General features: G+C 63.8%; 24 protein-coding genes, 1 tRNA gene and 2 pseudogenes. 18 read left to right on the top strand and 9 right to left on the bottom strand.

Going from position 1 to position 25,859, the window contains the following annotated elements; translation table 11 throughout:
• Positions 1-68: 68 nt before the first annotated feature.
• On the top strand, positions 69-899 hold the full coding sequence (rnc, locus tag GEV06_21335) for a ribonuclease III (GenBank protein ID MPZ20431.1): 831 nt from the start codon (positions 69-71) through the stop codon (positions 897-899).
• A gap of 70 nt (positions 900-969) precedes the next feature.
• On the opposite strand, the gene GEV06_21330 is transcribed toward rnc, so the two are convergent.
• Entirely contained in the window at positions 970-2,154 is a 1,185-nt protein-coding gene (locus GEV06_21330; protein ID MPZ20430.1) for a hypothetical protein, read from the bottom strand.
• A gap of 271 nt (positions 2,155-2,425) precedes the next feature.
• Between GEV06_21330 and GEV06_21325 the strand changes: the two genes are divergently transcribed.
• The 5 genes and pseudogenes from GEV06_21325 (at position 2,426) to GEV06_21305 (ending at position 7,415) form a co-directional block, all read left to right on the top strand.
• A complete protein-coding gene (locus GEV06_21325; protein MPZ20429.1) occupies positions 2,426-3,736 on the top strand; it encodes an adenylosuccinate synthase in 1,311 nt (436 codons plus the stop codon).
• Between the two features lie 21 nt (positions 3,737-3,757).
• A complete protein-coding gene (locus GEV06_21320) occupies positions 3,758-4,693 on the top strand; it encodes an ATP-binding cassette domain-containing protein (protein MPZ20428.1) in 936 nt (311 codons plus the stop codon).
• Positions 4,686-5,729, top strand: a complete 1,044-nt coding sequence (locus GEV06_21315; GenBank protein ID MPZ20427.1) for an ABC transporter permease subunit — start codon at positions 4,686-4,688, stop codon at positions 5,727-5,729. The genes GEV06_21320 and GEV06_21315 overlap by 8 nt, the downstream gene beginning before the upstream one ends.
• 69 nt (positions 5,730-5,798) lie before the next feature.
• Positions 5,799-5,874: transfer RNA gene (locus GEV06_21310), tRNA-Lys, on the top strand.
• Between the two features lie 356 nt (positions 5,875-6,230).
• Positions 6,231-7,415 (top strand): annotated as a pseudogene (locus GEV06_21305) (PQQ-binding-like beta-propeller repeat protein).
• Positions 7,416-7,442: 27 nt separating this feature from the next.
• Here the strand turns inward: GEV06_21305 and GEV06_21300 are convergent.
• Entirely contained in the window at positions 7,443-8,216 is a 774-nt protein-coding gene (locus tag GEV06_21300) for a transposase (protein MPZ20426.1), read from the bottom strand.
• Positions 8,217-8,831: 615 nt separating this feature from the next.
• Here GEV06_21300 and GEV06_21295 point away from each other — a divergent pair.
• Positions 8,832-10,340, top strand: coding sequence for a WecB/TagA/CpsF family glycosyltransferase (locus tag GEV06_21295; protein ID MPZ20425.1), 1,509 nt, complete (start codon positions 8,832-8,834; stop codon positions 10,338-10,340).
• 314 nt (positions 10,341-10,654) lie between these two features.
• Here the strand turns inward: GEV06_21295 and GEV06_21290 are convergent, their stop codons facing one another.
• On the bottom strand, positions 10,655-10,945 hold the full coding sequence (locus GEV06_21290) for a hypothetical protein (GenBank protein MPZ20424.1): 291 nt from the start codon (positions 10,943-10,945) through the stop codon (positions 10,655-10,657).
• Positions 10,946-10,983: 38 nt separating this feature from the next.
• Complete coding sequence (locus GEV06_21285) at positions 10,984-11,205, bottom strand: hypothetical protein (protein ID MPZ20423.1); 222 nt, start codon at positions 11,203-11,205, stop codon at positions 10,984-10,986.
• Positions 11,206-11,266: 61 nt separating this feature from the next.
• Between GEV06_21285 and GEV06_21280 the strand changes: the two genes are divergently transcribed.
• Positions 11,267-11,914, top strand: coding sequence for a DUF899 domain-containing protein (locus tag GEV06_21280; GenBank protein ID MPZ20422.1), 648 nt, complete (start codon positions 11,267-11,269; stop codon positions 11,912-11,914).
• Here GEV06_21280 and GEV06_21275 read toward each other — a convergent pair.
• On the bottom strand, positions 11,908-12,555 hold the full coding sequence (locus tag GEV06_21275; GenBank protein ID MPZ20421.1) for an NADP oxidoreductase: 648 nt from the start codon (positions 12,553-12,555) through the stop codon (positions 11,908-11,910). The genes GEV06_21280 and GEV06_21275 overlap by 7 nt on opposite strands.
• A 64-nt stretch (positions 12,556-12,619) precedes the next feature.
• Here GEV06_21275 and GEV06_21270 point away from each other — a divergent pair, with 64 nt between their 5' ends.
• From GEV06_21270 to GEV06_21235, 8 genes are all read left to right on the top strand, one after another.
• Positions 12,620-13,726 (top strand): hypothetical protein, encoded by a 1,107-nt coding sequence (locus GEV06_21270; GenBank protein ID MPZ20420.1) that lies wholly within the window; start codon positions 12,620-12,622, stop codon positions 13,724-13,726.
• A gap of 76 nt (positions 13,727-13,802) precedes the next feature.
• The gene (locus GEV06_21265) at positions 13,803-14,366 is read left to right on the top strand and encodes a BON domain-containing protein (protein MPZ20419.1); all 564 of its coding nucleotides are present in this window, start codon (positions 13,803-13,805) and stop codon (positions 14,364-14,366) included.
• 167 nt (positions 14,367-14,533) lie between these two features.
• Positions 14,534-15,238, top strand: a complete 705-nt coding sequence (gene aqpZ, locus GEV06_21260; protein MPZ20418.1) for an aquaporin Z — start codon at positions 14,534-14,536, stop codon at positions 15,236-15,238.
• Positions 15,239-15,408: 170 nt separating this feature from the next.
• On the top strand, positions 15,409-16,527 hold the full coding sequence (locus GEV06_21255) for a beta-propeller fold lactonase family protein (protein ID MPZ20417.1): 1,119 nt from the start codon (positions 15,409-15,411) through the stop codon (positions 16,525-16,527).
• A gap of 41 nt (positions 16,528-16,568) precedes the next feature.
• The gene (locus tag GEV06_21250; protein ID MPZ20416.1) at positions 16,569-17,246 is read left to right on the top strand and encodes a sigma-70 family RNA polymerase sigma factor; all 678 of its coding nucleotides are present in this window, start codon (positions 16,569-16,571) and stop codon (positions 17,244-17,246) included.
• The gene (locus GEV06_21245) at positions 17,243-18,040 is read left to right on the top strand and encodes a hypothetical protein (protein ID MPZ20415.1); all 798 of its coding nucleotides are present in this window, start codon (positions 17,243-17,245) and stop codon (positions 18,038-18,040) included. The genes GEV06_21250 and GEV06_21245 overlap by 4 nt, the downstream gene beginning before the upstream one ends.
• Positions 18,041-18,196: 156 nt before the next feature.
• Positions 18,197-18,979, top strand: a complete 783-nt coding sequence (locus GEV06_21240; GenBank protein ID MPZ20414.1) for a hypothetical protein — start codon at positions 18,197-18,199, stop codon at positions 18,977-18,979.
• 9 nt (positions 18,980-18,988) lie between these two features.
• Positions 18,989-21,688 (top strand): peptidase M14, encoded by a 2,700-nt coding sequence (locus GEV06_21235; GenBank protein ID MPZ20413.1) that lies wholly within the window; start codon positions 18,989-18,991, stop codon positions 21,686-21,688.
• A 52-nt stretch (positions 21,689-21,740) separates the two neighbouring features.
• Here the strand turns inward: GEV06_21235 and GEV06_21230 are convergent, their stop codons facing one another.
• Positions 21,741-21,959 (bottom strand): hypothetical protein, encoded by a 219-nt coding sequence (locus tag GEV06_21230; GenBank protein ID MPZ20412.1) that lies wholly within the window; start codon positions 21,957-21,959, stop codon positions 21,741-21,743.
• Positions 21,960-22,234: 275 nt separating this feature from the next.
• Between GEV06_21230 and GEV06_21225 the strand changes: the two genes are divergently transcribed.
• Entirely contained in the window at positions 22,235-22,474 is a 240-nt protein-coding gene (locus tag GEV06_21225; GenBank protein MPZ20411.1) for a hypothetical protein, read from the top strand.
• 60 nt (positions 22,475-22,534) lie between these two features.
• Positions 22,535-22,820: pseudogene (locus GEV06_21220) on the top strand (hypothetical protein).
• 242 nt (positions 22,821-23,062) lie between these two features.
• On the opposite strand, the gene GEV06_21215 reads toward GEV06_21220, so the two are convergent.
• The 3 genes from GEV06_21215 to GEV06_21205 all read right to left on the bottom strand — a co-directional run bounded on the left by GEV06_21215 (position 23,063) and on the right by GEV06_21205 (position 25,857).
• Complete coding sequence (locus tag GEV06_21215; protein MPZ20410.1) at positions 23,063-24,187, bottom strand: methyltransferase domain-containing protein; 1,125 nt, start codon at positions 24,185-24,187, stop codon at positions 23,063-23,065.
• A 156-nt stretch (positions 24,188-24,343) separates the two neighbouring features.
• Positions 24,344-25,105, bottom strand: a complete 762-nt coding sequence (locus GEV06_21210; protein ID MPZ20409.1) for a hypothetical protein — start codon at positions 25,103-25,105, stop codon at positions 24,344-24,346.
• Positions 25,106-25,215: 110 nt separating this feature from the next.
• On the bottom strand, positions 25,216-25,857 hold the full coding sequence (locus GEV06_21205) for an IS4 family transposase (protein ID MPZ20408.1): 642 nt from the start codon (positions 25,855-25,857) through the stop codon (positions 25,216-25,218).
• Between the last annotated feature and the right edge of the window lie 2 nt (positions 25,858-25,859).

Here is a 25,859-nt window from a genome sequence, read left to right as displayed (position 1 = left end):
TCGTGACCGGCTTGCTCGAGACCCATGGCATTGCCGTGCGGCGCGTAGCCGAGGCGCTGCGTGTGGTCATGCCGCTGCCCGCCAGCGGGCTCGGAGACATTCGCCTCGAGGTGGCGGAGCAGGAGGCCGCGGAAGCGCAGCGACTCATCGAGGCGTACCGCGATAGCGCCGAGGATCGATTCAACGTCGTCCCGTTCGGCGACGGACTCGTGCTGCTGGAGCACCGGCTCGGCTACCGGTTTCGCGACCGCGGTCTGCTCGAGCATGCGCTCACGCATCGCTCGCGAGCCCACGAAGATGTCACGGGCGGCGTGGTCGACAACGAGTCGCTCGAGTTCCTCGGCGACGCCGTGCTCGGCTTCGTGATAGCGGACGTCATCTTCCGAGACTTCCCGGAAGCAGACGAGGGGCAGAAGTCGAAGATCAAGGCGTCGGTCGTCTCCACGGCGGCGCTGGTCCAGATTGGTGAGCGTCTCGGTATCGGCCAGTATCTGTTGCTCGGACGTGGTGAGGAGAAGAGCGGAGGGCGGCACAAGCAGGCGCTCATCGCGGACACGTGCGAAGCCGTCATTGCCGCAATCTATCTCGATGGCGGCCTGGAGGTTGCGCGCCGCTTCATCCTCCGTGAGTGTCAGGATGTGCTGGACGAGGTGAAACAGCCAGGGCTGCTGACCGCGATGACCGGCGACTACAAGTCGGCCCTGCAGGAATGGCTGCAGGAAGAGCGTCACGCGCTACCGGAGTACCGCGTGGTCGCCACGCGCGGACCGGATCACGAGAAGGAATTTGCCGTGGAGGTTTGGTCGGAAGGCCGGTTGCTCGCGTCCGCGACCGGGCGGAGCAAGAAGGAGGCGGAACAGGCAGCGGCACGCGGCGCGCTCGAGCAGCTACGCACCTAGCTCCAATGCTCTTCACAGATGGCCCTCGTACGTAGCGCGTGGCCTTTAGGCCGCGCGGAAGAGCATGAGATCAGTCGAAGTCGATGATGTTCCCGGGGCCACGGACACCTATCGGCTGCTCGAGCACTTCCTCTGGAGGAGTGGCAGGATGAGCGACGGCAGTGGGTGTGGGCGGGGAGGCGGGTGCTGGTGGTCGCGGGAAGTGGGTCAGACGGGCGAGCGCGTACTGTTGGACCTCGTGAGCGATCTCTTGGCCGGTCGGTAGCTCCGGCTGATTGTTGACACGCACCCATGGCCGCAGCAGCGGATCGGCAAACGTGTACCGCTTCCGCTTCGTGCAAAGCAGGTCGACGTCTTCGAGCCAGGACAAATAGTCTTTGGTCGAGCCTGGCGTGCGATGCAATCGGTGTGCAATCTCGGTGAGCGTCAGCGGCTCCTGCTGCGCCAGCACGTCGAGAATCGCCTTGAGTGCGCCGTAGCCTCGGGCGCGGTGCAAACGGAGCTCGTACGAGAAGCGCAAGCGCGCGTGGAGCTCGCCGCCGGGCTCGACGAGGGCGACGAGGGCGCTGATAGGATCCGTCCCTTCCATGCGCTGAAGCGCATGCTTCAGCGCCTCCACGTAGGCGGGACGCCCGTCGCACAGCGTATGGATGTCGTGCGCGAGCTCGGCGGCTTCCTGCCGCGGCTCACCGTCGGCTTGCAGCTCGGTGCCGATCAAGTCCGCGGAGAGCGGCGGCATGGGCACCAGCTCGACTTCGTCGAGGTGTTTCAAGAGACGCCGTGCGCGTGCCATGAACCGCGTCGTGAACACGAATTTGTTGAAGCCATGTGCGATGGTACGCAAGAGGTCGTCGAGGACCGAGCGGAGGCCGGGGAAGCTCTCGAAGGTCCGCAACTCCAACAGCTCATCAACGAGGAAGGTTGCCGGCGCGCCCTCGGGCGTGCGGGCATTCGTGAAGAACTGCACCGCGGTGTCGAACGCCTCGCGCGGCGCGTGCGGCAATGAGACGCATGCTATCCCGTCCGCTACGAACGGCGACCGCGCGACGAGCGCATGCACGAATCGCTCAGGTGTCGACACGATGCGCTCGAGGTCGACGTACTGGCAGACGCGCGCACCGCCGAGGAGACTGCGAAGGCAGAAGAGGAGGGAGGTTCGGCCCGATCCGCAGCCGCCAATCACGACGGGCAGACGAGCCGACGAGTCACGAAGCGTCGGGGCCAGACGTTCGCCCAGAGACAGATACGTGGTCACAGCTTGTACATGAACGCTCCATGGCGCGTCGGTGCCCGTGCGCGACCGTATGGAGTGAAGATCAAGAGCCTATGTACCTCCACACCGATTGTCAATGCCTGTTTACATGCTGTCTCTGCGCGTGCGCGTGTCGCCCGCTGCCTGCGCCTGCGGTGGATTCAGCGGCAACGCTCTGATACCATAATGCGTTCGCGTACCGGGCGTGTTCGTCGACATGTCCGGCTGGCTTCGACTACCGGGATCCCACGCGCGGGATCGGATGCAACCAACGATGAACATCGCAGTGCTGGGCGCCCAATGGGGCGACGAAGGCAAGGGCAAGATCGTCGATCTGCTCACGCCTCATTTCGGGATCGTGTGCCGATATCAAGGCGGACACAACGCCGGGCATACCGTGTACGCGAAGGGCCGGAAGTTCGTGCTCCGCCTACTGCCGTCCGGCATCCTCCAGCCCGACGTGATCTGCGTGCTCGGCAACGGCGTGGTGATCGATCCGCAGGCGCTGTTTGGCGAGATCGAAGAGCTGCAACGTGCGGGCGTCATGGTCGACAATCGGCTCGTCATCAGCAGCAAGGCGCACCTCATCTTGCCCTACCACCGCGAGCTCGAGCTGCTGGCCGAGGCGCGGCGCGGCGAACGGCGCATTGGCACCACGTCGCGTGGCATTGGGCCCGCGTACGAGGACAAGGCGGGACGGCGAGGTATCCGCGTGGGTGATCTCTCGGATCCATCGTCGCCGCGCGCGTTGGCGGATGCGGTGCGCGAGAACGTCGAAGCGCGCAACCGGTTGTTGGATACCGCGCACATGGACTGGCAGCTCGTCCTGGCAGAGCTGCAGGAGGCGTGGGAGCGCATGCGTCCCTGGGTCCAGGACGCCTCCCTCTTCCTCGACAGGGCGATTCGGCGAGGTCAGCGCGTGCTGTTCGAGGGCGCGCAGGGCACGCTGCTCGACATCGACCACGGCACGTATCCGTATGTCACCTCGTCGAGCGCGACGGTCGGCGGCGTCTGCACCGGGCTTGGTGTGGGCCCGCGCGCCATCGACGGGGTCCTGGGCATTGCCAAGGCGTATACGACGCGGGTTGGCGAGGGGCCCCTGCCGACGGAGCTCGATGATGCGATCGGCGAGCGATTGCGCGAGAGCGGCAACGAGTACGGCGCCGTGACCGGCCGTCCGCGCCGGTGCGGTTGGTTCGACGCCGTCGCCGTGCGGTACGCGGTCCGCGTCAATGGCTTGGATGCGCTGGCGGTCACCAAGCTCGATGTGCTCGACGGCCTCGACGAGCTGCACGTGGGGGTGGCGTATCGCCTCGGCGCACAGACGGTAGAGGAGTTTCCCGCGGAGATTGGCCAGCTCACCGCATGCGAGCCGGTCTACGAGACCGTGCGCGGCTGGTCCGCGCCGACCAAGGGTGTCAGATCGTACGGGGCGTTGCCGCTGGCCGCGCGCCAGTATGTCGCCCGACTCGAAGAGCTGTGCGGCGTCCCGGTGGCCGTCATCTCGACCGGCTCCGAACGCGAGGACACCATTCTCCGAGAGGACACGCTGGTACGCCGGTGGCTCGAGGCGGCGCCAGCGTAGACCAAGACACGCAAGCCTCTGATGACCTCTCCAGAAATTGCCGTGCGTTGTAGCGGCTTGGTGAAGCGCTATGGCGACCTGACGGCTGTCGATCGGCTCGACCTCGAGGTCCGACGCGGTGAATGCTTCGGTCTGCTGGGGCCCAATGGCGCCGGCAAAACGACGACCATCGAGATCCTGGAGGGCCTCTTGCAGCCGGATGCCGGCGACGTCGAGGTGCTCGGCCTTCACTGGCGACATGACGAGGAGGCCTTGCGTCAGCGCTTGGGCATGGCGCTCCAGGAAACGCAGCTCGCCGACAAGCTGACGGTGGAGGAGACGATCCGCCTCTTTCGGTCGTTCTACCGCCAGGGCCGCAGCGTCGACGAGGTGCTCACGATGGTCGAGCTCGAGTCGAAGCGGAACGCGTGGTACTCGAAGCTCTCAGGCGGTCAGAAGCAACGCCTTGCCGTGGCGTGTGCACTCGTCGGCGCCCCCGATCTGCTGTTCCTCGACGAGCCCACGACCGGGCTCGATCCACAGTCGCGACGCCAGCTCTGGTCGTTGCTCGACGGCTACCGCGCTGGCGGCGGAACAATTCTCCTGACGACGCACTACATGGACGAGGCGCAGGCGTTGTGCGACCGCGTGGCGGTCGTGGACCGTGGAAATGTGATTGCCTTGGGAACACCGCGTGAGCTCATCGCGTCGCTTGGTGCGGAGCACGTCATCGAGTTCGCGCTCGTGGACGGCACGCCGTTGCCGTCAGACGAGGTGCTCGAGACGCTGCCTGGGGTGCGGAAGGTGAGGCATCAGGATGGCGGCTGCTCGCTCATCGCGTCGCACCTGCACCTGGCGATTCCGGGGCTGCTGCACGTCGTGGGACCTGACGCACGGCTCTCCATGCTCACCACACACAGTGCGACGCTCGAGGATGTGTTCGTGTCGCTGACGGGAAGGCACCTGCGCGATGGGTAACGCGAAGGTCCATCATCCGCTCGTGGAGCTGACGCTGGCGCGCGTCCGCGAGTTCCTGCGCGAGCCGGAAGCGCTGTTCTGGGTCTTCTTGTTTCCGGTGCTCATGACCTGCGCGCTCGGTCTCGCCTTTGGTCGTGAGGGGACGACGACGGTCGATGTGGGCGTCTTGGCGGCGCCTGGCGCCGACGAGCGGCTCGCGGCGCTCGCGGCAGCGCCCGACCTGGACGCGCGTTTGCTCTCGCGCCCCGACGCGGAGATCGCGTTGCGCAAGGGCAGCATTCAGGTGCTCGTCGTGCCGGGCACGCCGCCGGTGTACCGCTTCGATCCCACGCGGCCGGAGAGTCAGCTCGCGCGTTTGGCCGTCGACGAGGCGCTGCAACGTGCGGCGGGGCGTCGGTCCTTGTGGAAGGCGCGTGAGGAGCGCGTGGTGGCGCCTGGCGCGCGTTACGTCGACTGGGTCGTTCCCGGTCTGCTCGGCATGAATATCATGGGCACGGGCATGTGGAGCATTGGCTTCGCCGTCGTGCTCGCGCGAACACGCAAGCTCCTCAAGCGGCTCGTGGCTTCGCCCATGCGGCGCGCTCACTATCTGCTCTCGCACATGCTGGCGAGGCTGCTGTTCCTCACGCTCGAGGTCGTCACGCTGGTGGGCTTTGCCGTCATCGTCTTTGACGTGCCGATCAACGGTTCCTGGCTCGTGCTCGCGGCGGTCTGCGTGCTGGGCGCAGCAACCTTCTCCGGCCTCGGCTTGCTGCTCGTCAGCCGCGTCAAGACGATCGAGGCGGCCTCCGGCCTCATGAACTTCGCGATGGTGCCCATGTGGGTCTTCTCTGGCGTGTTCTTCTCCTCGGAGCACTTCCCGAGCGTCATGCAGCCGTTCGTGCACGCGCTGCCGCTCACGGCGCTGACGAGCGCGCTCCGCGGCGTCATGCTCGATGGCCAAGGGCTCCTCGGTCTCACGCCGCATCTTGCCAATCTCGCCGGCTGGACGGTGGTGTGCTACCTGCTCGCGCTTCGACTCTTCCGGTGGCGGTGAACGTTACGGCATCGGGTACGTGACGTCTGGGCCATTGAGAGCACACGGGCAAGCTGGTAACATCGTTCTGGGTCGTTAGCTCAGTTGGCAGAGCACCTGGCTTTTAACCAGGGTGTCCAGGGTTCGAGTCCCTGACGACCCACCAATATAAAGGGCTTAGCCGATACAACCTCTGGTCAGCATACAAATTGTGCAAGTTCAGTGTAAGACAGCGTCACGCCTTGGCCACACCTTCGCTCTCCGTCGCCTAACCGATCCCCAGCGTCGGCTTTGCATCCTGTTCTGCATCCTGTAGGAGTTGCCCTAGCCCGCGGGGTTGGACGGACTCGCGATCTCAATCTGAGATTCAGCGAGCCTTGCTTCCACGGCGGCGGAGCTCCGTACAGGTCACTCTGCAAAGGGCGGGGCCTCTACGTCGAGCTCCTCGAGCTCCGTGCGACGACGATACACGCCACGTGGGCGCTGCGTAAGTGGTGGCTCCGACCTTCAGATGAAAGTCATATGGTCGTATCAGCTACCGTGCTAGGGTCCAGGTCATCGTGGATGAGGTTGAATATAATAGCGGGGACGTGGAGCGAACGGCCCCCGCGAACTTGGGCGAATTTGGCTTGCTGCGCAAGAGGACAGGCCGGATTCGGAGCGTGTTCCGGAGCCAACGCTGTGGGAAGGTGGCCGCCCATGGGGCTCAGATCGAAGGAGGTTGCGAAGTTGATCGTCTGGGTTGGGAGCGTGCTGCTGCCTGCGTCCCAGTCGTCCTCGCAGACGCTGACGGATCTGGAGTTGCCGGCCCCTTACGCGCAGACGGCGTGGCCGTCGCTGCACCGGGATTCACGAAACTCGGATTTCGCGCCGTTCTTCATGCCAGCGCGTCACCGCTTCTCCTGGTCGCGCTTGGAGGGCGCCGCGGTTCTTCCGGCGCCGGTCATCGGGCCTGAGGGTCACCTATATGTCACCACTGGCCGAGGACCGGGAACGTCCCATCTCCATGCCTTCGACCGTTCCGGGAATCTGCTGTGGGAAAGCGCGCCTCAACGCTCCATGGCCGATCTTGATTCGGCGGCCTGCTTCAGCGCACCGCTGATAGACGCTGCCGGCGATCTCTATCTTGGCGACCGCGACCAGCTTTGGGCGTTCCATTCCGACGGCCAGGTCAAGTGGAGCGTGCCGATCTCTGGCGGTGGTCCTTTCGCTTCCCTGGCGTTCACAAAGGAAGGGTTCGTTCTGGGCGCAAGCGCCGGTGGAGCCGTTCTGGTGTTTCGGCGGGAAGATGGCGGGCTCGCAGCGCCGCCGTTGGATCTCCCGGGCGGAGCGGGACCTGTAGCCTTAACGCCGCCTCCGGGCCTGTGGGCGGATGGCCTCCTGGACCCGGCTATTGCCAGCGACATTTTCAACCTGTTCTTCGGACGGGTTTTTGAGGCCGCCAACACGCCTGCCGTCCACCCGGACACTGGCCGCATCTATGCGACGGCGACCGGACCGACTCCGGCCGAGGGTGCACTGTATGGCCTTGACTTGGTTCAAGGGAGCCTCTCAATCGCATTCGCGACGCCAATAGGCTCCGGCAGCGGAACCAGCCCCGCGATCTCTTTGGATGGCGAGCGCGTGTACGCAACGGATGGGGCGGGGCGGCTGCGAGCGTTTAGCGCGTCCACGGGAGAGCCGCTCTGGTCAACATCTGGGCCTAGAACGCCAAACGGTTTGAAAGTGCCGTCATTACGCAGCCTTTCGCGATTCGGCCTCTGCACGATGGAGTGTCTCCAGATTTTGGAGGGCGCTCGCACGGCGGAGGTCGAAGGTGTTCTTGCGGATGCCGACGTACCGCGCGCGGTTGCCTTGTCGTTGCGAGATGTGCGCGAGCTTGTGTTCAATCGTCGTGCGCTCCCGCAGCGCCGCGCGTCCCGCGGCCGTCCGGATCTGTGTGCGAAGTCGGTGCTGCAACGGCTCGTGTTCGGCGATCGCGACGGTGCGGCCGTGCCCGAGTTCAGCGGTGGTGCACTGACGTCGCCGCGCGCAGCGATCGCAGCTGTCGGGGTCGAACTCGACACTCGTGCCGAACGTGAAGCGTTGCACGTGGCCCGTGGGGCATTCGATCGTCCGGTCACGGAGATTCAGCCGAAACGCGGATTTGGGAAACAGGTCGCCGTTGTGCGATTTCCAGGGCTTGCACACAATCTTGCCGCGCCGGCGGAGCACGTCGTCGACGAGCGTGCTGTTGATGTACCCGCGATCGATCACCAGCTGCTCGACGGCGAGGGCCTGCCGCTCCAAGTCGGTCCGCAAGGACGGCAGCGCCTCCTCCTCAGGGCGATTGGCGGGGGTGAGGGCGCACGCGAGAATCAATCCCCGATCGACATCGGCGGCGATGTGGCGCTTGAAGCCATTGAACCGCTTGCTCTTGCTCTTGCGGCCGTGACGCATCGCCGGGTCGGCGATGGAGACGCGGCGGTCTTCGGCGGCCGCCGGCGGGCGCCGTCGTGATGTCCCCACGAGCCGCCAATACAGAGTGTAGCACCGAGCAGGATGGGTCCCGGTCCGGCGTCGACAGGCCGCGCCGCACCATTCGGCTGCTCACCGTTGGCGCCGCCAACACCGCTGGATTCCTCGCGACCCTCGTGGCTGATTTCGAGGAGGCGACCGGCCACCGCGTCGACATCACCGTCGGCGGCATCAACATCTTCGATCGGGCGCGCGGGCGAGGCCGACATCGTTCTGGCGCAGCTCGGCTTCATAGAGCTCCAGGAGTTCGTGGCCGAACGACGAGGACGCTGGTGATGGATCGACACGTTCCGGCCCAACGATCCCATTGGATGGGTGCACCCAGAACACGGTTCCGAGGCGTTGGACCGAGCGACTTCCGGAAACCGACATAACGTCTGCCGGGCATGAGAATTTGCCCGCCAGGTTTGCGCCAATCCCGCCTCTCGGCTTTTTCCTAAGCCAAGCTCAGCAGGCACGACTCTTGCAAGCCGACCCATAAAAAGGACCGTGGCCCCACCAAACCTGACGGTGAGCGTGGTTATTCCTGTTCGCAACCAGTGGAGCGGCGTTCAGGCGTGCTTGCGCAGTTTGGCGGGCCAGGAGGTGCCTCCCAGGGAGGTAATCGTGGTGGATGATGGAAGCGACGCGCTTCCACCGCCCGGAGTCACGGGAGGTCCGCGGCCGTTTCGGCTCCGGTTGATTCGGCAGGCTGCGTTGGGTGTTTCGGCTGCCAGAAACAACGGCTTCCAGGTCAGCGATAGCGACATCGTCCTCTTCGTGGATTCAGACGTTGAGTTGCTGCCGACCTTCATCAATGAACTGCTCGCCGCAATCAACCGGCACCCGGGAGACGTTGCATTTCAGGCGAGACTCGTTGGCGACCCAGTAACGTGGGTCGGCAGAATGGAGGACTTGAGGGTCGCCGCGGTGCAGAGGGCGCAATTAGCACCGGACGGACGGATTCGCTACTTGAATACCTCGGCATTCGCAATTCGACGCACGTCTGCGAGCGAAGCATTGTTCGACCCGGGTGCCGTGCGTGGCCAAGATTCTCTATTGTTGGCGCGATTGATCAAGACTGGCCACCGGCCGGTGTACGCGGCCGCCGCCGTCGCAATGCACCGGCCGCGACTGTCGCTCTGTCGGTACCTGCTAAAGCACTTCGCAATTGGCCATCACACGAAGTATGCCCGATACGCTCTGAGGGATGCAGGCTCGGTCTTGATGTGCCCACGGAAGCGCATTTCTTTGATGATGTCGCTCATCGCCCAGCCGAATTCGCCGAGACTCTATCACACGCTCACAGTGTGCCTGATTCTCCTGGCCTATGCGATTGAACTTTGTGGACGCGTCACGGCATCGCTGTTCGGCATGGACCGCGGTCGCCACGAATTGATGTCGGTTACCGTGGATGGAGTCGGAGAGTCCGAACTGGTCGCCAGAATCGTCGGATCGTGCGGGCGGCGCCCGCTGATCGTCAGTTACCTGCACGGCGTCAGTCTCGTTCAGGCGAGCCGGAACGAACGAATGGCGACCACATTGCGCAGGTGTGACTTGTGCTTCGCGGACGGAATAGGCGTTGTGCTCGCGCTCTGGATTCTGAGTCTCAAAAGAGTTCGCAAGGTGACGGCGAACGACTTCATCTGGACGCTCTGTAGACAGGCGTCTTACCAAGGGCTCAGAGTGGCCCTGATTGGTGCCACCGAACAGACGAACCGGGTCGCAACGAGTCGCCTGCGCCAGAGCGTTCCCGGGTTATCCATCGTCCTCAGTTCACACGGCTACCTGTCGCCAGATGAAGAAGCGGCATTGCACGGACGATTGAAGAGCGCAGCGCCAGACCTGATCATCCTCGGCTTGGGGCAACCCAAACAAGAGCTGTTGGCCTTCGAAATACGACGCGTGATCTCCTACGCGACGATTCTCTGTGTCGGCGGATTATTTGACCTGATTGCCGGACACCGCCCCAATCCGCCGCTGTTTCTCAGGCGATGCGGATTCGAGTGGCTCTATCTCTTTGTCATGCAGCCAGACCGCCGAGCACGATACGCCAAAGGACTCCCCCTCTTGGCGTACGACATACTGAAGTCCCACGCAAAGCGACTGCAGGTCGCAACGAGTGTGAACGACTGACCTGCCCGGATTCTTCGAGTGGCTTACGCTGAGACTGGGATGGTGTGCCACGGACAGATCACCGCGTGGGGGCACCTTCCGCAGCAGAATCATGAACTTCAGGAGGTCGGTGTACGCCTGTTGCCAGAACGGTTCTTTCCCGCGGCCGTACAGGTTGTTGAGCAGCGTCGCGATCGAATGGGCGAGTGCGTACGGTTCCAGGTCGTTGTACAGCAGGTTGTAGCAGTAGCACGAGTCGACGCCGATCTCGACGTAATCCTCTGCACGTCCGTGTCGGGCCAGGATCGCTTGCACCTCTCGGCAACAGTCTCCCTTCACCTCCAAGACGAGGCCGCCGATCTTGTCACGGGCGGAACGTGCTCGCCAGGCCGATAACTGTTCGACGTACGGGTACATACAGGCCGAGGTTTCCCCGTGCCGATGGCGTCCAGGATCATGACGCCCGTGTGGAGACCTCGCCGTGGGATCGTCAACCACTTCGGCTCGGCGACGCGAATCGGTTTGGTCGGATGATGCTGCTCGCCGAGCACGAGAAACGGCTCCGCTCGCTCACGCGGATCCGGATACGGCGGGAGCGACCCGAAGACGACCTTCCGCGTTGCCAACCCAAGCCAGCGCCACCTCGGCCGCCGATTGTTGGATCTCACCGATGTCGTTGTTGAGGCGCGACAGGATGTCCCCGAGCCTGGTCTGCGTAGAAGCGGGGCGACAGCCGCTGTAGGTGCCGATACAACGCCAGTCGCGTATCGAACAGGATATCCGCCGAGACGCGCGTATAGCGCATGCCGCTCACGACGTTCAGAACGAAGCTGGCGAGCGTGATGGCGACTAGACATTCAGGCCTTGAATTGACACGGTGAGACATCGCGGCCCTTCCTACGAATAGTAAGCGAGGAAGGAGATTCACCGTGGCAGAACAAACACCGATGACGGGCGACAAGGTCGTGTCGCGCGGAGAATGGTTGATTGCCCGGAAGGCGCTGCGAGCGCGGGAAAAGGAGCTGACCCGATTGCGCGACGAGGTCAGCGCCGAGCGTCGTGCGCTGCCCAGGGTGAAGGTCGAGAAGGAGTACGTCTTCGAGACGCCAGACGGGAAGAAGACGCTGGCCGACCTGTGCGACGGTCGCAGCCAATTGATTGTCTATCACTTCATGTTCGATCCCGATGACGAGGAGGGCTGTCCATACTGTTCGTTCCTGGCGGACCATATCGACGGCGCCAATTTGCACCTGGCGCACCACGATGTCACACTCCTCGTCGTCTCACGAGCGCCCATCCAGAAGATCAAGCCGTTCAAGAAGCGTATGGGATGGCAGTTCACGTGGGTCTCGTCCTACGAGAGCGACTTCAATTACGACTATCACGTGTCGCCCACCAAGGATGACCTCTCGAGGGGAAAGGTCTTCTACGACTACGACATGCGCGATCTGCCCGGCGGGGAGATGCCAGGCACGAGCGTGTTCTACAAGGACGAGAACGGCGACATCTTCCACACCTACTCGGCCTACGCTCGTGGCGGCGAGCCGTTGCTCGGCGCTTACAGTAGCGCAGGCCTAAAAGGCCCGCGCTACTGATCTGCGTACCGCTTGGCCGCAGCAAGGTCGTTTCGCAGCTCGTCCGCCGTGCGGCGCGGACCGTAGCCTGGGGTGTCCCGCTGGATGCGCCACCCTTCCTTCAGCGGGCCCACGTCCACCGTGTCGAAGCCGAACTGATCGATCAGCCGAGCGACCGTCGCCTTGGCCGATTCATCATCTCCCGCGATGACCAGCGCACGGCGATTCGCGGTGCCGGCGGGCTGCCCGTGCGTCGTGAGCTGAACGGCGTAGATGTGGTTGAACGCCTTGACGACCTTCGAGGTCGGAAGGTGCGTCTGCAGCAGCTCCGACGTGGTCGTCGACTCATCGTCGAGCTCGGCGATGTGACCGTCCCTCTGCGGGTAGTAGTTGTTCGTGTCGATTACGATCTTGCCCGCGAGCGGCTCGACTGGCACCTGCCGGTAGCTCTTGAGCGGCACCGAGACTACGACGAGGTCACCTGCGGCCGCGGCGTCGACGGCGGTTGCCGCGCGGGCAGTGGGCCCGAGCTCTGCGACGAGCGCGGACAAGGTCTCCGGGCCGCGCGAATTGCTGAGCACGACGTTGTACTGACTCGCGACCGCGAGTCGCGCGACCTGAGCCCCGATATTCCCCGCACCGATGAACCCAATAGTCTTCATGACATCTACTATAGCCCCAGATCCGACATCCCCCAGACATCATGCCGTGTCGTACAATCGACCAATGTCGGTTTCGCTGAAGGTGGGGAATCTGTGGCGAGTGATCCGCGACATCGACATCGAGGCCATTCGACGGAGCGCACGTGGGCGGTTCGAGCTGCTGATCGTCAGCGACGATGAAACAGACGCGCGCAGGCTGCACGCGCTGGTGAGCCCGGGAGGCGACGTGACGCCCCATCCTTGGGTGGTGGTTGCAGATGTCGCGCGTGTGATGTCGCGCGAGACCAGACCTGCGGCCGCCATCCTGCTCTCGAAGACCCACGAGCTATCGGTGGCGCTGGCCGGTGCGCGCCAAACCCTGCACCTGGATCACATTCCAATCGCCACGATCGTCGTGGGTGACTCGACGCCTCTCGTGCCCCGGGGAGGCGAGCGCGCCCGGGTCGCGGTCGGCGCCATTGACGCCGGGTCTTTGGGTGCGATTGGCAATGCGGTGGTCGACACGTTCCCGCCCGACCTGCGTCTCGCTCTTGCGGTGCAGCTCCCAGCGTTTCAGCCGGCTGTGTTCGACGTCCTCATCGACGAGACCGCGCGCGCCAATGCGAGCTTCGCACTCACCATGGGGTTGGCCGAGGTCGTTCCCGTGCTCACCGCGCCTCTCAATCTCGGCGACATGGTGATTCTCACGAAGAATCAGCTCATCATGTGCTATCGGCTCGCGCTGGCGGCGGGCCGCGATGGCCACCCGCGGCGCATGGTCGCGGAGATCCTCGGCGTGCTGGGCGGCGGCCTGTTGTTCAGGCAGGCGGCCCGCCAGCTCGTTGGCCTGATTCCGGTCGTTGGCCTGGTGCCAAAGGTCGCGCTTGCGTACGGAGGCACGTGGGCAATTGGGCGCGGCATGGTCATGTGGGCAACGGAGGGACGTGAGATGACGACCGAGAGCCTACGCCGGTTCACGCGCGAAGGGCTCGCGCGCGGCAAGCAGGTGGCCGAGGGCATGCTCGCGCGATCACGGTCTGCGCAGGCTGGGCATGAAGGGGATAGCGCGCGGCCGGGCGCCGGCCCTGACGTCCATCCCGTTGTGGGTGCCCACGGACGCTGGGAGCGCCTGAAGGGGTACTTGCCCGCGCTTGGCCGGCGCGAGCGCCGCTCCCGTCACGGTTTGTCATGAACCAAGAGATCCGCGTATTGTGAGGGTAGGGACGCCTCGCCGAGGCGTCCGTCCCTCACGCCGCGGAGGTCCGGCCATGCGGAACCTGCTGCTCGTCATTCTGCTGATTCTCGTGGTTGGCTACGTGTACTACCGCGAGCGCGAGCCCGGCTCGACCTGGTCCGAGTTGTTCGGACCGCGACCGGCCACGACCGGCGGCCCTCTCGATCCCGCCAAGGCCCGCGAGGTCGGGGCCGAGATCGGTGAGCGTACCGCTCATGCCGCCAACACCGTCGTGCGGGCAGCCAGAGAAGCTGCGGGTGAGGCCGCATCCGCGATGGACGAGCGGACATCTGGTGCAGCCACGGAAGCGGGCGAGAAGACCGGCGGGGCGGCGGCCGACGTAAGGGACGAGGCCGCGCAGGCGGCCTCGCGGGTTGGTGGTGCGGTGAGCGACGGCAGCATGACCGCGAGAATCAAGTCGGCGCTCGCGCTCGATGAGGTCGTCCAGGCCCGCAATGTCAGCGTCGAGACCAACGACGGTGTGGTCACGCTAGCAGGCGTCGTGGGCTCGGAAGAGGAACGCGCACGCGCCATGGACATCGCGCGCCGGACGCCAGGCGTGAAGCGAGTCGTCGATCGGCTGAAGGTCGGCCGCTAGGCGCTCGTCCAGTCGAACGTGTGAACGTGCGCTTCGCTGGTCCTCCCCGCGTTGAAGCCTGCTACACTATCGCTCCCAGCAGAGCCCCACAGGCAGATCTAGCGGATTGAGGGATTCACCCTACGATTGCGGGACAGCTGTACGTAATCGCACCAAGGAGGGTCATCGTGCCTCTCGGGAAACGAGCGTTTGCGGAGTTGGTCGGAACTTTCTGGCTGGTCTTCGGCGGATGTGGCAGCGCGGTCCTGGCGGCGGGGGTGCCCGACGTCGGCATCGGGTGGTTGGGCGTGTCGCTCGCATTTGGTCTCACGGTGCTCACGATGGCGTACGCGATCGGTCACGTCTCCGGCGCGCATCTCAACCCCGCGGTGTCTGCCGGCCTGGTCGTCGTCGGCAGGTTTCCGGTTGGTGAGTTGCCGGCGTATGTCGTGGCCCAATTGGCGGGTGCGATCATTGCGGCTGGCGTGCTGTATTTGATTGCCAGCGGTACGGCCGGCTTCGACCTGAGTGGCGGGTTCGCCTCCAACGGCTACGATCTTCACTCGCCTGGCGGTTATTCGCTCGGTTCCGCCTTCCTCAGCGAGCTCGTCCTCACGTTCATGTTCTTGATCGTCATCCTCGGCGCAACCGACCCGCGGGCCCCACAAGGCTTCGCTCCCATCGCCATCGGTCTGGCCCTCACGCTGATCCACTTGATTGGCATTCCTGTCACCAATCTCTCGGTGAACCCTGCGCGGAGCACCGGTCCGGCGATCATTGTCGGCGGCTGGGCCCTCCAGCAGTTGTGGCTGTTTTGGGTAGCACCGATTGCCGGAGCTCTCCTGGCTGGCGTCGTTTATCCGCTCATCGCGCCGCGGTCGACGCGCGCGTGAAGCCCTCCCCGTTGTGGCCGCGGCCTGTGCCAGCGGACCGTGGCCACAGTCGGACCGCGCGTTCGGCGAACGCGCCCCACCACCGGGAACTTTCCGCGCCTCCCATTTGTTCCTAACAGTCGGGGACAGCGTTGCAGGTCATCCAGCCTGCACGTCTGAAAGGAGGCGATGTGAAAACTCGACTGTTGATGCTCGTGTCACTGTTTGCGCTCGCGATGATGGACGTCCACGTGTCAGCGCAATCACGGAGATTCCCGTTCATTCCGATTGGTGCTGTTTACACGACGTCCAACGCCGTCGAAGGCAATGCCGTGCTGGTGTTCGACCGTTCTTTCGACGGCCGGCTCCGGCAGGCAGGTGCCGTGCCGACGGGTGGCCTTGGCACCGGGAGTGGGCTAGGTAACCAAGGAGGGCTCGTCCTGAGCCAAAACGAGCGCTGGCTGCTCGCTGTCAACGCTGGGAGCGACGACCTGTCGGTGTTCAGACTTGGGCACCATGAGTTGCGGCTCACCGATCGTGCCGCGACTGGTGGCAGCCGCCCCATCAGCGTGACGATCAACCGCGATCTCGTCTATGTCCTGAATGCGGGCAGCGAGACCATCACCGGCTTCACGCTCACCCGTCGGGGCGAGCTGCAGCCGCTCGCCAACTCCACGCGCTCGTTGAGTGGAAGCGGCGTCGATCCTGCGCAGATCGGGTTCAGCCCAGATGGTGACTTCCTGATCGTGACGGAGAAGGCAACAAACAACATCGTTGTTTACGCCGTTGACCGTTGTGGCGTTCCCGGCGAGCCACACGTGCAGCCGTCGGCCGGCGCGACGCCATTCGGTTTCGCCTTCGACAGGCGTGACCAGCTCTTCGTCTCCGAAGCGTTTGGTGGGGCGGAGGGCGAGAGCGCGGTCTCCTCGTACACGCTGGAAGCGGATGGGATGTTGGGGGCGGTCAGCGAGTCGGTCGGCACGAATCAGACCGCCGCGTGCTGGGTTGCGCTCACACCGGATGGACGCTTCGCCTACACGACCAATACCGGGAGCGGGTCGATCACCGGTTATGCTGTTGACTCGATGGGAGCGTTGACTCGGCTGCAGGAGGATGGCGTCACCGCGACCACGGGCGACGGCTCCAGCCCAATCGATCTGGCGCTCACGCGGCGCGGAACGTTCCTCTACGCGTTGGGCTCGGGGACCCAGACGGTGAGCGCGTTTTTCGTGGGCCGGGATGGTACACTGAGGGCGCTGCCGGGTGTGTCCGGCCTGCCTATGAGCGCCAACGGCCTGGCGGTGCGGTAAGGCGAGTCTACCGCAATAGTGGTCAGTGGTCAGCGTGCCGCATCATACGAAGGGGGGCTGACGGCCGTCGGTCGTTAGCCACTTTCGATGCGACCTGCCCTGCTGATCACCGGCCACTGACCACTGCAGTCTGCGCCTTTGTGACCCGTTTCGAGAACCGACGCGCCGAGTTCGAGGCGACCATCCTGCCATTTCTAGGCGCAGCGCACCGTGCGGCGCTGCGCCTCACTCGTCGTGTCGACGAGGCGAAAGACCTCACCCAGGAGGCGATCCTCCGCGCCTTCACGGCCTTCGACAGCTTCACGCCAGGCACCAACGGCAAGGCGTGGCTCCTCACGATCACGTATTCGGTCTTCGTCAACCGCTACCGGCGGCGGCAGCGCGACCCGGTGGTCGCCGTCGACAATCTCGAGCAGATCTACGATTCGACCTTGGGCCAACAGCCGGCGATGCCGCCCGTGGCGCCCGAATCGGGCAGCGCCATCTCTGACCCCGAGATCGAGCACGCCTTGGACGAGCTGCCCGAGGTGTTCCGGGCCGCGGTGTTGCTCGTCGACGTCGAAGAGCTCAGCTACGAGGAGGCCGCGGCGGTGCTGCAGTGCCCGGTGAATACCGTTCGCTCCCGTCTCTCGCGCGGCCGCAAGATGCTGTGGGCCGCGCTCCATGAGTACGCCGCAAAGAGCGGCTTGCTGAGGGAGGAGGATTCTCGCCAGCCATGAGCGACGAGATGCGCCATCCCTTTGAGGACATCCAGGCGTTGGTCGACGGCCGCCTCGACGCCGAGCAGGAGGCAGTCGTTCGTGCGCACCTGACAACGTGTGCGCGCTGTCGGGACGAGCTCGAACGGCTGCAATGGGTCAAGGCGACGCTGCGGCGAATTGGCGGTCCGCGTGCCGTGCCGACGGACGTCGCGGAGGGCGTGCAGGCTGCGCTCGATCAGGCCGACGCGGATCGGACTGGCGTAAGCCGGTGGTGGCGGTGGCAACTCTCGCCGCTCGGCCTCGCGTCGGCTGCGGCGGCGGTTGTCGTGTTGGCAACGCTGGCCGTCCTCTGGTTGCGCGGACCGTCGGGCGTCCCGGTCGCCGTCGCGGCCGACTTCGCTGCGGCTCGGCGCGGCGAGCTGCCCCTCGAGCGCGCGACGCGCGACGCCGCGACGCTCGAGCGCTACTTCAAGGATCGGGGCATTGCCTACCGCGTGATTGACCTTGCGATGATGCAATACTCGCTCGAGGGCGGACGCGTGCAGGACGTGGCCGGTCACGCGGCAACTGTCGCGATGTATCGTGGCCCACAGGGAGAGCTCGTGCTCTGCGAGATGTACCAGGGCCGGCTGCCCTCCGAGGCGCCGCTCGAGGTACGGACGCATGAAGGCATTGAGTTCTCGATCTACCGTGTGGGAGAAATCACGGTGGTCGTCTGGCCCGAGGGCAAGGTCACCTGCATCCTCGTGTCGGATATCGATCCCGAGGCTCTCATCCAGTTGGCATTCGACAAAGCGATGCTCGCTACGTAGGAGTGGCGGTGAACCGGCTCTTGAAGGCAGGGGCGCGGGTGGCAAGGGCGCCCGACGGCACGCTCATCGTTCAGCAGGTGGCGCGTGATCGCGTGGAAGAACAGGGCAAAGAGCTGGGTGTGTCCTTCCGCGCGCTCGAGACGCTCCCCGAAAGACGTGCAACCGCTGCGCGCGCCGCGTATTGGGCTCTACAAGAGCTTTCTCGCCAACATGGACGAAGGGTGGACGCGGTGGCTGCTCGAGCAATACGAGTTCTCTTTTACGAACCTCTCGAACCGCGACATCCAGACGGGCGACCTTTCTCGGTATGATGTGATTCTGTTGGCCGACGAGGAAGCGGAGGATATCCTGAACGGGCACCTCGATGGGACGATGCCGGAGGCGTACGTAGGAGGCATTGGGGTCGAGGGTGCGGCGAACGTGCGGCGGTTCGTGGAGAATGGCGGCTGGCTCGTCGCCTGGGACCACGCCGCGGACTTCGCGATCCTCACGTTCGGCTTGCCTTTGAGGAACACCGTCGCGCAGGTGCCGCCGCAGGAGCTCTTCATTTCAGGCTCGCTGCTGCGCATCACGTCCAAGAGTGATCACCCGCTGGCTGCCGGGATGGAGCGGCAGGCGATTGCCATGTTCTCCGACAATCAGGCGTTTGCCGTAGTTCCAGCCGCCGCCGAGGGGGATGCGCAGGCATCGCGAGACCTGGACGTGTTCGTCGAGTACGCGCAGGAGGACCTTCTGGCGAGCGGTTGGGAGCTCGGTGCGTCGCGCTACGTGGCCGGGCGTGCGGCGGCTGTCCACGTTCCGGTGGGCCAAGGACACGTGGTGCTCTTCGGCTTCCGCCCGCACTGGCGCGGACAGCCCCACAACACGTTCAAGCTGCTGTTCAATCCGCTGTTTCTCTCCACGCTCGATGGCACGTTGCCGATAACGCCCACCTTGTAGGAGGTCTGGATGTTGCGATCTGTTCGAGCCGCGCTGCTCGCGGTCCTGATTCTCACGATTGGAATCGTCGAAGCCTCGATGCGAGCGCCACTCCCGCGTGGCGGGGAGGCGCAGGGGGAGGCACGCCAGGGGAGCGTTCCGACGCCGGCGTCGGTGCTCGGCTTTGCGCCCTGCTCCGACTACAAGCTCGCCACCTACGAGCAGATCGGCGACTACTTCCGTAAGCTCGACGCGGCCTCCGAGCGCATGCAGCTCCTCGAGATCGGCAAGACCGCCGAGGGCCGGACGCAGCTGATGTCGATCATCTCGTCGGAAGCCAACATGAAACAGCTCTCGCGCTACAAGGAGATTGCGCGAGCACTGGCGTTGAACCGCGACGAGCAGGGGCGTCCGCTCACCGACGAGCGTGCGGCGCAGTTGGCCCAGGAGGGCAAGGCCGTGATCTGGATCGACTTCGGACTGCACGCAACCGAAGTGGCGCACGGCCAGACCGCGCCCTGGATGGCCTGGAGAGCCGTGACGGAAGAGACCGACGAGATGAAGTTCATCCGCGACAACGTGATCTTCATCCTGGTGCCGAACATGAACCCAGACGGCGGGACACTCGTTGCCGACTGGTACATGACGCACGTTGGCAAGCCGTGGGAGATGCGGCTTCCCGAGCTGTACCAGAAGTATGTCGGGCACGACAACAATCGTGACTGGTTCATGTTCAACCAGGCGGAGTCGCGTAATAGCGCGAGGCAGCTCTACCACGAGTGGTTCCCGCAGATCGTCTACAACCAGCATCAAACCGCGCCGTTCCCGGCGCGCATCTTCGTGCCGCCATTCGAGGATCCGTCGAACTTCAACATCCCGCCCCTCGTGCTCCGTGGGATCAACGCCGTTGGGGATGCCATGACCCGCCGCCTCGATCAGGAGGGCAAGGTCGGTGCCGTCTCGCGATTGCAGTTCGACACGTGGTGGAACGGTGGCATGCGCACGGCGCCCTATTTTCACAACATGGTGGGGATTCTCACGGAAACGGCCCACGCGACGGCAACGCCGGCCGACTACGACGTGAAGTCGTTTCCCAAGCGCTTTGCCAATGGCGAGTCGACGACCGAGCCCAGCACCTACTATCCGAGCCCGTATCTCGGCGGCCACTGGACGATCAAGATGTCGTGCGAGTACATGAACACGGCATCGATGGCAGTCCTCGATATCGGCGCCAAGCGCCGGGAGGAATGGCTATTCGATATCTATCAAATGGCGCGCGACCACATGGAGGCGGGCGCACAGGAGACGTACGTCGTGCCGGCGGAGCAGTGGGACCCAGGGGCCGCCGCGCGCATGATCAACGTGCTGCGCCTAGGCGGAGTGGAGGTGGAGCGCGCCACGGCGCCGTTCACCGCCGGCGGCAAACAGTATGCGGTTGGGAGCTTCGTGATCCAGGGCGCACAGCCGTGTCTCCCTTACGTCCGCGATCTGCTGACGCCGCAGGTCTACCCTGATCGGCGCCTGTATCCCGACGGTCCGCCGGAGCAGCCGTACGACATCACGGGGTGGACACTGAATCTCCAGATGGGCGTAACGGTCGACAAGATCGCAGAAGCGGTGACCGCACAAACGGAGCCCGTGGAAGAGGTCTCGCTGGCGAGCGACGCCGTTCCGGCGGCCGCCGAGGGCGCCTACCTCATCGATCCGCGGACCAACGAGGCGTTCATCGCGGTGAACCGTCTCCTGAAGGAGGGCGAGATCGTCCATCGCGCCACGGCGCCGATCAACGCCAACGGACAGCAGTGGCCGGCGGGGGCCTTCGTGGTGATGGCGGGGCAGGAAACGCATGATCGGATCAAAGCCACTGCTGCCCTCGGTCTCTCGCCGGTCGCCCTCGACAATGCACCGCAAGGTGAGCTCATGCGCGTCGAGCCTCCTCGCATTGGTCTCTACAACGCGTGGGGCGGCAACATGGACGAGGGATGGACGCGGTGGGTGCTGGAGCAGTACGAGTTTCCATACACGACCATTCGCGACAAGGACATCCGTGCCGGCGACCTCGGCAAGCGATTCGACGTGATCGTGCTTCCGGATGCGACCTATGACAGCATGCTCAAGGGTTTTGCGCCTGGCTCGATGCCAGACGAATACGTCGGTGGGATGACGCCGCGCGGTGTGGCCAATCTCTACACCTTTGCGGCGGAAGGAGGCACGCTCGTCGCGCTCGATACTGCCAGTGAGCTGCCGCTTCAGGCGTTCGGGCTTCCCGTCAGGGACGTGCTGGCCGACCTCCGCGAGAACGAGTTCTTCTGTCCAGGGACGATCCTGAAGATCGATGTCGACAACAGCCACCCAGTTGCCTGGGGCATGCCAGAAGAGGCTGCGGCGTTCTTTGCCGGGAGCCCTGCCTTCGACGTGGGTTACCGTCGCGGACGTTCACGGGCACCGGAGGAGGCTGCGCCGACGCCACCGGCGAACGTGAAGATCGTCGCGTCCTATCCAGGCGAGGATGCGCTAATGAGCGGCTGGCTGCTCGGCGAGTCGTACCTGCACGAGAAGGCCGCGGCGCTGGAAGCCACCGTCGAAAGGGGCCGCGTCGTGATGTTGGGCTTCCGCGTACAGCATCGTGGTCAACCCCACGGCACCTTCAAGCTGCTCTTCAACTCGCTGCTGCTTGGTGGCTCTGAAGCAGCCGAGGGCGCGACGTCTTCGTCGTCCTCGCGCAACTGACGACGCACCACGAAGGACGCGGCGAAGAAAAGGGATCAAGGGGTCAAGGGATCTAGGGATCCAAGTGACCTGGATGATGAATCCCTTCCCTGCTGTAGGCGCCGACGAGCGCCACTTCTCCGTCGAGCACGCGCTCAGCCGCGGTCAGCAGGCGCACCTGGTCCGTAAGGCTCAGCGTGGGAATGATCCAGATGCCGACCAAGAGGAGGATCGCTCGGCCCGTGCACGGAAACAGATCGGAGCGAGGTGTGCTGCGGGAATGGTCGCTCACTGAATGTCGCGCATTCAGGAATTCTGGAAGTAACCGATGGCACATAGGACGGATGAAGGCCCTGTTGGGTGTAGGTGGCCCTTTGGGATGTGGGCTGTGGTTAACATAGCGCGTGATATCAGCGCCCCTCGGACGGCGTTATTCCCGGAGTGAGGAGACCACAGGAATTATGCCGCGTCAGCCACCCTCGCTTCTGCGGCGAATCCTTGAATCCGCGCGCGAGACCGAGGTGCGCGGCATAATCAGGCAGGCGGCATTCCCGCGCGGAGAATCAGCTGCGTGTCGTCGCGGTCGGTCGCAAGAATTGGTTATTCGCCGGCAGCTTCGAAGGCGCTTGCCGCGCCGCGCTCCTCTACGCGCTCGTCCAGAGCTGCAAACTGGTCGACGTCCCGCCCTTCGCATATCTGAAAGACGTCCTCATTCGCCTGGCGACGCACCCGCACCGCCTGATCCACGAACTCACGCCGAAGAGCTGGACCGGGCGATACCGCCGCCAAACCCGTACCGAGCCGTGACGCCTATCTCGGAATGCCCGCGGGCGAGCGCGTCTCAGCGCTCGACAGCTCGACGCCCTCATCGAAGAAGCCATTGTCGACGCCTATGGCGAGTCGGGACAACGGATCGGATTCCTCACGATGCTGGAGGAGCACCTCGCCGTCCCATTTGAGACCGACATCGTTGGCGTGACGGTCCGAGTCGAAAAAGCTGGATCTGAATGACGCTGACGAGATCGTGGCGGTTTGCCGCCGAGGTCGCCAACGCCAGCGGATTCCTATCCTGAACCTGCCGCTCCCGTCACCGCCGCCGCCCCGCTGGGAATGGATCGAAGCCTATCGCCGCTGGGCACACGGCGGCTCGTAGCGGCCCCTTCCGCAACAGGCCCGCAGAAGTCCCTCGGTCAAGCGTACCGCCCCTGACGGTGTTTGTCGGACGCTAACGTTCTTGTGACACGCTCCGACTGGCAACCATGGAATGCTGCTGGAACGATGCGAATCGCGAGGGCAATGAACAGAATTCCTCACAATGCCTTCCGCGATAGTGCCGCCGCCAGCATCACTCAGCAGTGGAGGACTGGGGTGCGGGTCAACCGCATTCAGCCTTTCCTAACGCGGCTTTTCTGCAACAATAGTCACGAAAAGCGCCCCTCTTTCAATTTCGATGTTCACGAACCCAGCTTTTTCAGCGTACACGCGAAGCTCCTCGCCCGTTGATGATTTGCTCACATTCGGCGGACGGGCCGCAGCGTCTAGACGTGAAGTCTCTTCGAATAGTGCCCATCCCATCTCGCTGCCTAGATCGAAATTGTCGAAATAGATCCTTCCGCCGGGTCGAAGTACACGGAAGGAATCGGCGACATATCGGAAGCGCTCCCACTCGTCAAGGTGCATGAAAACCGTGGTGCAGTAAACGACGTCGATCGTCGTATGGGCAACGCCTGTGAGGTCGACTCCATTGAGATGGACAAATGATACGTTCGCTTGGCCGGACTCTCGCAGCGCAACTTCAGCGAATTTCAGCATATTTGAGGACACGTCCGCCCCAATCCATCGGCTGCAGCGGTGGGCGAGCTGTGTACCTACACGTCCGGCTCCACAGCCAACCTCGAGAACGATATCGCTTGGCGAGATTTGCGTCTTTTCGGCGACGTGATTAGCCGTCGACGCACCTGAGCGCTTCCATTCCGCGTCGTCGTCGTAACCTGCAACTGAAATACGAGCGTCCGCCAGTGTTGCCGACGAACGATCCCATACCTTTTCATAGGCGAACCGCGGTAAGCCGAACGAGCGTCCAGAGAACCTCAGCACGGGAACAACGCTGAGGGTTCGCGTTACCGAAACGCTCGCGTTTCCAATTTGCGCCTCTACCCTCACAACAGCCATGCGACGCCGTGGAAGGGCCGATGCCGGCACGATTGATTCAAAGCCTGATCGGTCACTTCCGGGCACGCCGGGATGGACCCGGGCAACGTCCGGCCGAGGTGTACTCGGATGCAATTCCGCTAGCGTCCTTCCACCAGCTTTCACGACGACCGTCACTGGCTGGCCGTCACGAGCGCAGGCCCAACCGCGAATGTTGAGCCAGTGGCTGTACGCCTGCATCGGTCTCGGCAACTCCAGGGCACCAAGGATCCGGTCCCCGGTTCGCTGGAGAGACCGTTCAGTGATCAGCTTCCATCCCAGGCGTGCGATTTTCTGAGGCGAAGAAGAAAGCACATTCACGAACTGCATTCTAACCCTTGCCCCTGGCAAGTCGGATTCGTAGCTAGGATTCGGTCAGCTCGCGTTGCACCTCGACCACTGAAATGACACGCTTGGCTGGGTGTCTGATGTGTCTCGGTATCGCTTGCTCAGGAACTCCTACCATCGTGCCCCCACAGCAGGCCGCTACTTCACGCAGTATAGAGGCGGCCCAAATCCGTATGAATGGTATTGCTGCGGTGGGATATAGGTTGCTTGCGAATTGTTCGCCGCGATAATCTCAGGGCAGCTTACGGGCCACAACTTGCCGTCATCCAGTAAGAACGCTGCGGGTGCACCATCAGTATAATGGCAAGCGTTGCCCGATCGAAGGGAAGCACCGTAGGGAACCTGAGAATACATCGCAGCGCTCACCCAATAGGCACTCTTGGTGAGAGTGAGAGCGGGCTGGCCAAGCTCGAAATAGAGCCCCTTCCCGCCCTTTACAACCATCCAGGGCAACCCAGATGAGAGTATTAGAGAGTCCTCGAACACCTTTGGAAGTTGAGAGCAAGCGCACGATAGTCCAGTCGACAGATTGATCCCGAGATGGGCGAGGTCCCACGTGAACGGGTCACTGCCATTCGGGCCAACGGCCGTCACAATATCGATCGGAACGACGCCGCACTGTGTCGACGGGATCGCGTGTTTGTCAGGTCTTGAGACGATCCCGGCCCCCTCACGGTAATTGCCATTTGGATTCGTGATGTTCAGCGTCAGTCCAGCCGATTGTTCCGCGCTGAGTGCTTCGTTGAAGAAGCGCACACGGTGGACGCTGGTGTTGATGTACTGCACGATCGCGAACGAATCTGTCATGTCGACGTACTGCCAGTCCACAGAGAAGGTCTCGATGAGCGCATAGGTTGTGTGATTGGCCGCAGTTCGCGGCACGAACTGCCCAGGGCCCACGAGCTCCTCAACCCCCGTTTGGAACGTGGGATCGGACGAACGGAGTACGTACTGGCCAGCGTCATTGACCGTGTTGCTGTCAAGACCGGTCGTATCGCACTACTGTCCGGTTAAAAGTCGAATAGTAACAACTGGTTAGGGTCACCACTTTCCGGAACGATTTCGCGTTCCGCTGTAAGCGCTTGATGCACAGGGACTTTTTCGAAAAGCACAATGCCGAGGATGTGCAGAATCTCGCTGGGATTTCGGGCCACGGTCTGCTCTTTGGCGAGGATCGCCACCAGCACGTAGACGCACACGGCGATCCAGATTTGGGTCCGGACCGCGTTGGCCGACGTCCCGTAGAAGGCCTTGATGCGGAGGTGTTGTTTGATCCATTTGAAGAACAATTCCACCTGCCAGCGCGCCCGGTACAGGCGCGTGAGGGTGATCGCATCGAGCAGGAAGCAGTTGGTCAACAGGACCAGGCGCTGGCCGGTGTCCGGGGCGGTGTAGCGGACGCGGCGCAGCCGATCGGGATACGCCTGGGCGGACTTCACGCCCCCGAGTGTGATCGTCTGATCGCAGCGCAGCCCCGTGGTCTTGTCCACGGGCTGCGACGCCACCACCCGGAAGTCCAGGTCCTTGCGGGCGCGAATGACGAAGAAGGCCTTGGCCCGCTCGAAGCGATGCAGGCGCGCGAAGTCCACGTACCCGCGGTCCATCACATAGTACGCGCCCGGTTCGAGCGGGAGGTGGTCCAGCCCGCTCACAT

This window comes from Luteitalea sp. (genome assembly GCA_009377605.1).
Lineage (GTDB): Bacteria > Acidobacteriota > Vicinamibacteria > Vicinamibacterales > Vicinamibacteraceae > WHTT01.
Note: the sequence above shows the minus strand (reverse complement) of the source record. Positions and strands in the feature narration are given on the sequence as shown.